At 47.5% G+C, this 12,216-nt stretch carries 6 protein-coding genes, 1 tRNA gene and 1 pseudogene; 3 read left to right on the top strand and 5 right to left on the bottom strand.

Annotation, left to right across the window (positions count from 1 at the left end; genetic code table 11):
* Positions 1-402 precede the first annotated feature (402 nt).
* Entirely contained in the window at positions 403-1,248 is an 846-nt protein-coding gene (locus O9X78_RS17940; RefSeq protein WP_269621089.1) for a hypothetical protein, read from the bottom strand.
* 225 nt (positions 1,249-1,473) lie between these two features.
* Between O9X78_RS17940 and O9X78_RS17935 the strand changes: the two genes are divergently transcribed.
* A complete protein-coding gene (locus tag O9X78_RS17935; RefSeq protein ID WP_269621088.1) occupies positions 1,474-2,088 on the top strand; it encodes a TetR/AcrR family transcriptional regulator in 615 nt (204 codons plus the stop codon).
* A 68-nt stretch (positions 2,089-2,156) separates the two neighbouring features.
* On the opposite strand, the pseudogene O9X78_RS21045 reads toward O9X78_RS17935, so the two are convergent.
* Both O9X78_RS21045 and O9X78_RS17930 read right to left on the bottom strand, forming a co-directional pair.
* Positions 2,157-2,728 (bottom strand): annotated as a pseudogene (locus O9X78_RS21045) (IS6 family transposase).
* Positions 2,729-2,943: 215 nt separating this feature from the next.
* On the bottom strand, positions 2,944-4,455 hold the full coding sequence (locus tag O9X78_RS17930) for a PQQ-dependent sugar dehydrogenase (RefSeq protein ID WP_269621087.1): 1,512 nt from the start codon (positions 4,453-4,455) through the stop codon (positions 2,944-2,946).
* Between the two features lie 195 nt (positions 4,456-4,650).
* On the opposite strand from O9X78_RS17930, the gene O9X78_RS17925 reads away from it, so the two are divergent.
* On the top strand, positions 4,651-4,914 hold the full coding sequence (locus O9X78_RS17925) for a hypothetical protein (protein ID WP_269621086.1): 264 nt from the start codon (positions 4,651-4,653) through the stop codon (positions 4,912-4,914).
* Between the two features lie 187 nt (positions 4,915-5,101).
* Positions 5,102-5,178 (top strand) — tRNA-Met (locus O9X78_RS17920).
* 248 nt (positions 5,179-5,426) lie between these two features.
* Here the strand turns inward: O9X78_RS17920 and O9X78_RS17915 are convergent.
* Together O9X78_RS17915 and proA are read right to left on the bottom strand one after the other, a co-directional pair.
* On the bottom strand, positions 5,427-6,119 hold the full coding sequence (locus O9X78_RS17915) for an ion transporter (RefSeq protein WP_269621085.1): 693 nt from the start codon (positions 6,117-6,119) through the stop codon (positions 5,427-5,429).
* Between the two features lie 30 nt (positions 6,120-6,149).
* On the bottom strand, positions 6,150-12,119 hold the full coding sequence (gene proA / locus O9X78_RS17910) for an anti-phage protein ProA (RefSeq protein WP_269621084.1): 5,970 nt from the start codon (positions 12,117-12,119) through the stop codon (positions 6,150-6,152).
* Positions 12,120-12,216: the final 97 nt, after the last annotated feature.

Raw genomic sequence — 12,216 nt, 5'->3', positions numbered from 1 at the left:
GCGAAAACTGATGACTACATTGACTGAAGATGATCACTTAAAGTAAAAAGACGGCACATGATGTATGAGGTGGATTAAGTGATCACGTTCAAGCGGTACGACTGATCAGGTTCAGCGGAATACGCACTTGTATGCTCTAGCGTTAGCTGAGAGCTAATTACAATTAGCTTTGGGGTTGTGACGAAAATTTTCTCCCTGTTGTCGGCGTGACTTCAGCAGATGACTCTGTCATATGCCAAGTATTCATCTTTATGTGGGGGAGTTAGCTTTTAAGCTAGTATAAGTTTCTTAATTACTTCAACAGACAGCGTTGTACTACGCGTTGTTTCGTTTTTTTGGGGAGGCAGATTTACACGGTTTCACAGGGTGCCCAGTGCGTGACAGTTTATTGATAAATGGCAATTAAAAATTGTATACGATACCGACTATTGGTCCTGCTCCATGCAATGTTAATTTCAGTTTGTTTCCACCGCCGGGAGTCGCGTCAAAGTCGGAGACCCTATATCCGGCAGCAATATTCCAATGTTCCGTAGCTTGTAAGTAGAGCGCGCTCATAAAGTTCCAATAGTCATTATAACCAATGCCTAAACCAGCAATATCTCCTTTGGTATAAAACTTGAGACGCGTGTTGATGTCATACTTTATGATGATGCCTACTGCGGGATCAAGCCATCGCTCATCTGCTTGATAGACATTCGGCAAGCCGGCAAGAGCCAAAAATATGGCTTCGAGACCTCCTTCATTCAACTTTATTGCAATATTCATTCGGGTATGTCGCAGTCCAATATATGGGCTAATCATCAAGGCGCATTTAGATCCTGCTTGCGTAATGCCTGTGCAGTAATTTCGCCCATAGCCTAGTTCCAAAAGAGCAATTTCAGCGCTCAGAAGTTTATCTTGGAATGCGTTGATTCGATCTTTGTAACGAAAGCCCAATCCTTCCATATAGAAAAAGTCCGATCCACGCTCCCATACAAGGTATCCCATACCGCCAGCGTTAATACCACTGGCCAATTCTTCTACGCTGTAGTCAAAATTTGCATCCATACCTTCAACTTCAGCATTTCCGTTGATGTCGGGGCCATATAGATAGGGTGCAATCAATATTTGTTGTGATTTTTCCGGCGATGAGAAACAGATATCTCCGATGCAGTTTCCAAGCCCATCCGCGTGTACGGTAAGGTAGACGAGAAATAGTAGCAGGGTTAGAAATCCGCGACTTATGTTCAGGGCTTTTAGATCCGACATGCTAGTAATCGTCTGATTGTTGTTAATGTGTTTAATATAACTCTCGCTAGGGAGCTAGCTGTTTGCAGTGCTCGTGAATCAGGTGAAAAAAATAACTAAATACGAGTTTTTGATTTTTTACTGCGGCTCAGCGAATAAATATACCGTTTGGTATTTTAATTTACAAGGTAATATGTCCATAATTAGAGTTAGTATCGTTTGCAGAAAATCTAAAACGGAAAATTTATGCCACAAGATATCGGGATGACTAAAAGAGAACGAACTAGAGCGCATATCCTGCATACCGGAGCGACCTTATTTTCCAAGTCGGGATATAGTGGTGTGAGTATGGATGGGCTGGGGAAAGCGTGCAGACTCACTAAAGGGGCGCTTTACGACCATTTTAATAGTAAGGAAGATGTCTACACTCACTGCGTGGCGCATTACATAGAATGCGCTATAAGTGATATTTTTAGCATGAGTCTGACGGAGGAGAGCTACAGTTCGGAAGAAAGACTATTCAGTTTTGTCGAGAGTTTTCTTACGCGACTGCAAGCAGACCTAGTTTTGCGTCGCTTAATACAACGATTATTAATTGACTCTAACGGTGTTGATCTTGCGTCTGTCACCGAGTTGGCGTTGCTGCGCCCATTTTCCTATGTAGTCGATCTTTTAATGCAATACAAACCGGGTATTAATGCAAAAATCCAAATTTACTCATTTTTTTGCTCAGCAATTATGGCCGAGGACTTGCGGGTGATAGCGGATCTACTGTCGCCAGAGTTTAAGGATATGACTGCCACGCAAACTTTGCTTGAGCATTTTAAGAATACGATTCAATACGCTCCCGGTTCAATTTGATCTAATTAAGTAGTGTGGGTTCTGTCGCGAATATAGTATTCGTCGAAAATCGACTATCAGTTTTCGGCTTACGCAGCTAAAGCGTAGAGTTGGGCGGTGGGAGTTAATACGCCCGCCCAATTTTTCTTCATTTAACTTTTCTTCGACGTAGCAACTAGCTCAATTTCAGCCAAAGTGCTTTGGGCGCAGTGAAAACTTTTAAAGCCTAGCATTGACTGTGTTGTTCACTTTCAATGACGATGATCGGGTTGCCGCACCAGCTGCTCTGCAACATTGTTTAGATATTTGTATTGGCGAGTTTTGTCTCGTTGATGATTTTCTGATTAAGTCTATTGATTGCAGCTTTGGTAGCACGCTTTGTAGTGAGGAGAAAATCAATCGTATTCCCACGCTTTACCTTGATGTATGTTTCGTCAAGTCGCCAGTGGTTGCCTGGTCGCTTCTTCTTTTGATGAAAGATTTTTTCCAACTTTGATGTATAGTACGCAACCCATGGATTCAATGTACTGTGGTCAACTTTAAAGCCACGCTCAGCTATCATCTCCTCAATATGCCGGTAACTTAGTGAATAGGCGAAGTACCATCAGACGCACTGGAGGGTAGTGAATTCGGGGGTGTGCCGACCTTTGAAGGTGATCATACCTAACTCATATTGATAATTTAGAATTCCAACTCTAGCAAATAAGAAGTGGCTTCTGTTTTATGCGACAGAGCTAGAAAAGTAATTGTATTTCTCAGTTTATTAGCTGGGTAATCTTCTTACCTTGTGCATCGATCGAATGTTCAAAAGCGGTTCTGATTTTCAGAAAATTATCTGACGCGCCGAGTCCGACGCGTAGTATAAAAATGCCTGTATCATTTTTGATTGTTATTTAGTTCGTGATCAAATAGGTATACCGCCAAAGCTTCACGCTCATCCGCATTCAAGGGAAAGGCGGGCATGGGTGGGGTTGGTGCACTAAAGAAGTCAGCTAGGCTCGCTACGTTATAGCTCTCATGCAGGTTAATGAGTGGCTTGCCGATTTTCTGCTCGTGACAGCTAAAGCAATTAAATTGGTCGTATAGCTGTTTTCCTTGCGCACTTACGCTACGTAGTTCCGCCGAATTGTAAGCACCGAGAACGTCTACGCTAGCAACTAACTGCGGCACTGGATTTGGCAAAGAAACTGAGGATTGACTGTCATCCGCAACATCGACCCGATATACCGAGCCAGAGTAATCGTCCGAGATATAAATGCTACCGTCGCTTGCCTCAGCAACATCGACTGGCCGCCCCAGTAATTTGCCCCCTTGTAAAAATCCTGTTACAAAATCTCGCTCAGTAACCGTTCCGTCGGTTTGCCAATCGAGCACCACTACTTTATAGCCGTCAGGAATGCTGCGATTCCATGAGCCGTGTAGGGCGACAAGAGCGCTGCGATCAAAACCGGCGCGTTTGCTGTGTTCTAGAAAGGTAATTCCCAAGGGCGCATTGTGTGCATTAAATTCAAAGGTGGGTGGGCGATTTGCGGTCGCGTCGCTGGGTAATTTAGCTCCAAAATCTGGGTCCGGCGTAGAGGCATTAATATACGGCCACCCGTAAAATCCTCCCGCTACAATATTATTTAGCTCGCAGGGTGGAAAATCATCACCGAGTAAATCTCTACCGTTATCTGTGGCGAACAGTTCATTGCTCCAAGGCGCCCAATCCATTCCGACGCTGTTGCGTAAGCCTGTTGCATAAACCGAAAGCTCACTGCCGTCGGGTTTAAAGCGCATAATTGTTGCTCGCTGCGGATCGTCTTCTTCGCAAACATTGCAGGTAGAGCCTGAGCTTAAGTACATCCAGCCGTCTGGGCCCGCGCGCAAGGTCTTGGTCCAATGATTCCCTTTGTCGCCAAGTCCCTCAATGATCCGAATGTAGTCGCCGTTGACTTCACCGGACTCAACGTTAAACCCTATCTTTCCAACAGCATTCGACTCTGCGATATATAGCCAACCGTCTAAAATATCCATGCCGTGGGGACGTGTTAGGCCGCTGAGCAAAACCCGCACATCGTCCGGAAATCCGTCCTGATTTGCATCACGGGTCAACATTAACACATCGCCGGTACGCGGGCGGCTGAGCAAAATATCCCCGGCTTCCGTCGTGCGTAAAAACCGAATCTTACCTAAACCACTTGCGTATAAGTTCAAGCGGAAGCCGTCAGCGACATGCAGTTGCTGACGAACTAAATCTGCATCTGGCTCATCTCCGCCGTATCCCACCAGCGCATGCAATGCGACTTTTGATGTGGTCGCTACGCCCGGTGGGCCGTAATGCACCAATAAAAACGGCGTAGCCATCAATATAATCAGCACATAGATTATGAATCTCAGAATTTTCATCGTTATTTGAATATCCATCAGTAATATGCGGGGTTACAGATTAGCGTGATCAGTACCCAATAAATAGCTTACGTTACTTGAGATGTGGCCGATGTTGCACGCCACGGCTTGGCGCTAGCTGGCCACGGCGTTAGGAATTGATATAATCTTGGATAATCCATATCGGTGCACCTACAAATAGAGAGACCAGACGCGATGATGAATATGACTTCCGATAGCGGCGAAAAATGCCCCTTCGATCTAAATTTTGAACCCGATACATTTAAGGCAGGCGACCTCGTAAGTTACCGCGTTGAAGGCACCATGATGGATATGCCCTTTGTCGGCGTGTTGGTAGAAGTTCATAACGACCACGTCATGTTGGCTCATTGGGATGGCAACACGCCTCCCGCAGGTAACGTTATGCGCGGCACCAAAGTCGATCGCCCGGTGGTAAGCGAAGCAGATGCGCTGAAATAACAGTTCGACCAAATGAATCAAGAGCAAGATGCCGGTATGGCTTCTTGCCTATTTCTCCGCGACGCTTTTTCTCGGCAACCGGACTAATTTCAGTTTTTCCTATTTTATCTTCGAGAAGCGGTTGCATTACTTAAATTCCATCCCTATAATGCGCGCCCTGTCTTAGAGAAAAAGACAACAGATCAGTTGCGGGGTGGAGCAGTCTGGTAGCTCGTCGGGCTCATAACCCGAAGGTCGTAGGTTCGAATCCTGCCCCCGCTACCACATTAAAGAGCGGCAAATCAGTGACTTACTGGCTTGCCGTTTTTTTTCGCCTGTCTGTTTTGGACCTCTGTGCCCATCCTGTGCCCACGGTGTGCCCAAACCCTCATCCCAACCGAAATAAATTCCTAGCATCATGACCTTCAGTCACCGGCAAGAATTTAAATATGAACGCCCAAAGTTACTCATCAATACGAAACGACTCAAACGACATACAGGCGCTCAAGACTGTAAATATCAACCAATCGCGGTCATTCTTGAGTTCGTGTGCGAGAAAGCGCAGAAGCCAGCAAGGCGGATGGGACCGCCACGACACCCAGCCCAACTGCAAGAACAAGGAAAGTAAACACCTTACCTCCGATAGTGACCGGATATACATCGCCATAGCCTACGGTGGTTAGCGTTGCCACAGCCCACCAGATGCCATCAAACACCGATCGAAATATTTGAGGCTGAGCAGGATTTTCAAAGATATAGATTCCAACGGCTGCGAGGTAAATAACCAGCAATGACGCTATTGCAAAAACGGCTAATTCGGCTCGTATTTCTATAAACGCTAGGCGAAATCGATTCATTGCTCGACTATAGCGCAGAATTTTTAACATCCGAATCGCACGGACTGCCCGCAAGTCGCCACCAAGAGTTAAATAGAACGGCAGAATGGATATTAAATCCACCAAACCATAGAAACTAAAGATGAATTTCCACGGTCGCTCGGCAACCCATAAACGCACAACGTATTCGCACGTAAATATCGCAAGCAGGGATACTTCAATACCTTTTAGTGCAGTATAGAACTCTTCAGAATGCCCTGGCATCGTTTCAATGGTATAGCTCACCACCGACACCAAAATCATCAATTGGATTGCCCAATCAAATATCCGCCCTGCGGGTGTTTCTCGCGACTCAATAACTGGCCTTATTCGCGCCCGCAGCTCCCACACAATATTGCCTCCTTGTATTTAGGGCGTAGATTAAACCTTAGGAATATATCGCACAGCGTCTTCACCAACGGCCTCGGCGCGATTACTTTGGATCAATATATCGATAGACTCAATCAACCTTACCTGCGCTTCTGCCGTTAAGCGAGCGACCCCTAATTGCTCAGACATTGCCTTCGCTAAGTCAGCTTTACTGCATTGAATTGCATGACCTATAAGCTCTCCAGCCAAATTTGATAGCTCGATCAGAGGTACTTCAATTAATCCCCTCCCACCACCGATACGAAACCCAGAGTAATCTGAAGCCTGTTCAAGCGACCGCCAAAACACCTGCTCGCCGCAAACTTTTGTTGTAGGCACCCTCGACAAGTAGCGGGCAAGTGCCTCTTCAGCTTTCGCCGTTAAACGACGCTGCCCGAACGCCTCTAAAACCGCTCGAAATAGTGGTTCTTTCAGCATCGGCGCGCAACAAATCAATACCCGCGTTGCCTCATTTACGGCACTTACAGCAGCATGAATATCATAGAGCTCACACTCTATTTTACCTAGGTCACATATCTGATATGTCGGGTAACGCGCATGAATCGGTGTACCGCTATTGTCCGCCCTTAGCAATACAGGCTGCTCTTCATCATTATCCGTATGCGACGCCGGCTTTTCCTTTTCCGCTAGCAGGTCATCGCTATCGCTAGAAAGCTCATCCACGATTGTGCTGGGATCAAAGCCTACGTCATCGGCAGAGTGCTCTGGAAACGGTATTTCACTGAGACTAAGTAACGCGCCATGAATTCGCTCGACTTCAGAGTCAGCATCGTTCCACCACTCAGTGGACCAGATTCGCAATATTGTCCACCCTAGATTTTCCAATACCGATTGACGAACTATGTCTCTGTCTCGTGCAGTGGCACTTGAATGATATGTCGCGCCGTCGCACTCAACTCCCGCAAGATAGCGACCAGGCTTTCGAGGATCCACAACGGCTAAGTCTATACGAAATTTCGATATACCTACCTGGAGATGAACATCCCAACCGCGATCAACGAGGCGACGCATAACTTGGGCCTCGAACTCTGAGTCAACACCTCTTCCAGTGGGTGAGCTGTAGGTCTCAAGGGCCCCGACGCCGTCGCGTGCGAAAGATAAATACCGTTTTAAGTCTCCGACACCAGATTCATTGGCCTGAAGGTATGCGCTCTTTATGTCTTCAGCATCCAGTGAACTGAAGACGTGAACCTCCTCCGCCGCCCTTGTTACGGCTACATTCAATCGACGCTGACCGCCTTCTCTCGTGAGCGGACCAAACTCATTGTAAACAGTGCCACTGTGAGTGGGGCCATAGCAGATCGAAAACACAATCACATCACGCTGATCCCCCTGAACGCTCTCCAGATTTTTAACAAAGACTTCATCACGGTCGCGATTAAAGGCTCCCCCGATCGCCCGCTCCAAGTCGGGGTTTTCCCCGCAAGCTCGGTCTAGTAGGTCTTGAATTAGGTTCTGCTGCGTCGCAGAGAAGGTCACTACGCCAATAGACTGCTGGCGTGTACCTGGCGCTAATACACGATTCTTAATATAGTCGACCACGGCATTAGCCTCGATTCTATTCGTCCGCGACTTACCGCGATCATATATACCGGGGACTTTATGAAATACCACCGCCTTGTCACTTGTCGGCGACGGCATAGTAATAAGCTTGCCGTCGTAATACCGGTCATTTGAAAACGCGATAAGACTTTCATTTCGAGATCGGTAATGCCAACACAGGCTATGTGAGGGCAGCACAGCGGCACATTCATCTAGAATTGATTCATGATCCTGCACCGCTGCATCATCATCCGGTGTACTTTTCGCAAAAAACGATGTGGGAGGCAGCTGCTTTGAATCCCCTACTATGATAGTTTGCGGCGCACGAGCTATTGCGCCAATGGCATCACAGGTTTTAATCTGTGATGCCTCGTCAAAAATCACAATGTCAAAATGCGTATCGACCACGTCAAGGTATTGCGCCACAGTGAGTGGTGACATCATCATGCAGGGCTTAAGTTGCTGATTTTGCTCCCCCAGCTTATGAATAATCTCGCGCACTGACCGATGGCCACGCTGGCGTGTAATTTGGTCTCGTAAAAATCCCATCGGTGAGCCGGGAATATTGATATCTGGCCGAGGTACGCCAGCAGCAAGTTTCGCAAAAATTTCCAGCCGCGTGGCCTCGATGAATTGTTCATCGAGTTTACGGAAATCGGCAATATCCCGCTCGTGCAATGCGCGCGAGAAGTTTTGGAGTACAGGTGCCCGCTCAACTATTTCATTCAGCCACCAATGTGCGAATGAATACTGAAAGTACGCTTCAAAATCCGCAGGGGTCAAGTTACCCTCTTCCAGCGCAGTAACTAATGGCAACAAGCCGTTCTCTACAGCCTCTTCGCGCTGCTTTCGCCAGACGCACCACGGCTGTATACGCTGAGCTGCAGACTGCCACTGACTAACTTCTTTCGACCAATTATGAAGTTCATTTGGTAGACCAAGCGATATATCTGCGAGGCGTCGCCCGGCCTTCTCACACACAATATGAAAAGCTTTATCATGATCGGCTTTAGCTTGTAAAACTTGTTCAAAAAGCTGACCGAAATCGCCGATGCTGGTCATTCGGGCTTGGTGTTTTCCCACAACGCCCATTATAAACTTGTGATATTGCCAAGCTTGCGCGGCATCAGGAAAAAGATCACTAAGTACCAATGACACTTTTTCCATCCACTCGCGTGATTGATTCAGTTTGGAAATGTCAGTCTCCAAGCCTTGAAAGTCAGCGCCCATTAATGACTTAGCGGAGGCTTCCATCTCACGTAATGCATTATCTGCTTGCTGAACATTCTCGATATATTCAAGCGAGACTATAACCTGATCAGCTTTCGGCCTTTTACCTGCCAACGTATATGGCGCAAGTTGGCCGCGGATTGAAAACATTGCAAACCATGACAAAGGCCAGAATTTACCCATGGCCGTTCGCCACCGGAGCTTATAGCCCGCAACCTCAAGCCCAAGTGCATCTTTTATCCAATGATTAAGCAGCGTTTCACTCAGCACCGTACGATGCGAAATTGCTTCACCGACTTTGCTGGCTAATTTGATCGAATCACCAGCGGAAGCGGCATTCGAGAGGTTCTGAATAATAGACGGTGGATTTAAAAGGAGCCTAACGAGGCGATTGATTTTCTCGTAATCATCGGCGCTCCATATCAGATGGTCAATTTTAAACAGGCTACAAAACTTGACCACAAGCGAGTGCAATTTGGCAAAAGAAGCTATATACACTTCCGCCGCTTCGAGCAATTGATCACGCCAAGCAGGGGTGAATGCGGTGGCATGCATCTCCGTGAGTGGGTTGCCTGCGAAACCGCCAAAGTTTTCGGCTAACACGCCCATATTTCTCGCGGAGCTGCGCAATTGCTCGATTTCTTCCGGACCAATAGCATCCAGACTAGGCCAGCTAAGGGCCGCTGGCGTCCAATCGCGATGACAGGCCAATATAGTAATGGCCTGATGCACACTTAAGCCGCACGGGTGACGCTCGTGCAATGTCTTTACATAGGTATTTAAGGTATTGCGTTTTTGCCGAAGCTGACTGCGCAACTCCTCCCATCCCTCAGGCCTATGTGCGCTTGCCGCCTCAATGGCCTTTTGGTACTGCGCCAATACTTCACGCTTACTAGCCTTGGCGGCATGAAGCACCATTATAAATGGCTCCAACCCCACTTTACATAGGCGCTTGTGCACCACTTCGAGTGCTTCCATTTTTTCTGAAACAAAGAGCACCCGCTTACCGCGACCAAGTTGATCTGCAATAAGGTTAGTAATAGTCTCAGACTTCCCTGTTCCCGGAGGCCCCTCAACTACAAAACTGCGACCCTGAGCTGCCTCGTGAATAACAACCAATTGCGATGCGTCAGCCATGGTAACCAAATTAAGATCACCGACATCCAATTTCGTGTCCAGCTCCTCGCTAGCAACAAACTCACCTAAATGCAGGGCCGCCGCAGCTTCCTGACTACCCTCCACCATAAGATTTACCAGAGGGTGCTCAAGGAGTTGGTTGGCCTTGCTCGCCAAATCTTTCCAAAGTAAGTACTTGGCAAAGCTATAATTCCCGAGCTGGACAATATCAGTCCGCACTTCCATATTCGGTTGCTCGGCAATCGCCCGCTGAAAAAGGCTGAGAATACGGTTAACGTCTACACCAGAGTCGTCGGTTGGAAGCGCATGTGGCGCGGGAATCTCCGGTATCGATATTGAAAACTGCTCCGATAAGACCTCCAAAAGCGTCGGATTCAGAATCGGTTCATCGTCATGACGCACAAGCCTAAACGCGGAGCCAACGGATCGGCGCTCCATACGTACTGGTAACATGAGCAAAGGCGCTTGATAATCTTTACTTTTATCAACTGGCCGCCATGTTAAAGAGCCTATGCAAAAATAAAGAGTGTTACTTCCCGTCTCTTCCTCATTATTTTTCGCATCACGAAACAATTTTATTGCCCGCTTACTCGTCTCTTCTTCACTGCCCAAGACAACGATACGATCTCGCGCCAAGGCCTGTTCAGCGAGCTCGGCCTGGTAGGATTTATCTGCATGACGCGTTAGCAAAGTATCGCTGCGAGGATCATTACCAATAGCGTGCTTTACGATAGATTCAATCCGCAACTTTTTGCCATCCGCAAGCAGATCTTCTATTTTTGCTGGCTCCGAGTGAATGAACCGGAGGCTGTGATTACCCGGCTCACAATTCAGCAAGCGGTTTCGCATTGAGTGGTCCAGTAACTGTGCTTTCCACTGCTCAATTCGCGCCGCAGTTTCCTGCGCATCGGCAACTGCCTCTGGTTCTGATTCGTCAGCGAGCAGAGGGAGTTCAAGATCATCAAGATCCATCTTCTCCGCAGCCGCCAACTCGTCAGGGGCTTCGTCCTGCAGCTTTTCGCCTGGAGCGGGTAACGGGCTGATCTTCTGGTGACGAGCGCGGGTAACGTCAATGGCGTAGCAAAAATCAGAGTATCGATCTGGGTCTAAACGTTCCGCGCCACGCGCAGTAGCCGCGCTAAACTTAGCTTGATTACCTGCGCATACCAAGGTTGTCTCCACAGCAATCATTTCGCCACCGGCGATCCGCTTACGGATTTCTTGCGCATCATCGGTCCATGCGCTACTGAGCGATGAATTCGTTAACCAGCATGCGACCCACGCATGCCCTGTCGTGAGTAAAAGTACTGGGTGTAAATTACAGGATTCCATTACCGACGCCATCAACAGCGTGGTATCTAAGCAGGTGGCCAACTTATCCTGCATGATTCTCATCGGGGTTCGAATACGCTGTCCTTCCTGCGCTAGCGCGGCTGGCGGATTTGCGTAGTCAATCTCCATTCTGGCGATTGCAGAGTAAATGGCCGACAGCTGGCGCACGACATCTTTTCGGTCGCCTGATTGATATCCGGACAAGGACATTTGCTGCCCTGCAGCTCTTAATATCTGAGCGGCGTTTTTTTGAATACCAGCTACAGCCTTAGTGTTGGGCTGACAAAAGGTGGCGAGCAATTGTGGCATCAACCGATCACCTGGCCATTGTTCATAGGCCGCCGCGTCGACGTCAATCGCTGTTGTTGCAATGACTTTGCTAGCGCAGCTAACTTCGACGGTAAGCGTTAATACGACAGGTTCGTTAAGCTGGCTTAAACGTTCTTTATCTGCAATTAGATCGACATGCCCAATAACGTAATTCTGCTGCGCGTAGACTTGTGCGACATGCAACGTCTTGGTATTAATTAAAGCAGGGTTCGCGCTTATGCTTATCGTTACATCTCCGAGATCAGGACCACCAGCATTTTGCAATTCGATCTTTTGAATTACCGGAATTTTATTTGCGATAGAAGCAAAATTCAGCACTCTTGCCGAATCAATTTTAAGACCTAAAGTCGATTCAGGTGCCTCCGTTAGTGGTATCTGCTGCTGATCCATAGCTTTCATCTCCATTTCTAAGCGTTCATTAGCAGTATTGACGGCTAAATTCTCTCAGTAATATTAGGCTTTTTGTAACCCACCGTCATCATACGGT

Origin of the sequence: Zhongshania aquatica, from assembly GCF_027257955.1 — a bacterium.
Classification (GTDB): Bacteria; Pseudomonadota; Gammaproteobacteria; order Pseudomonadales; family Spongiibacteraceae; genus Spongiibacter; species Spongiibacter aquatica.
The sequence above is the reverse complement of the archived record's forward strand: the minus strand, read 5'-3'. Positions and strand labels throughout refer to the sequence as shown.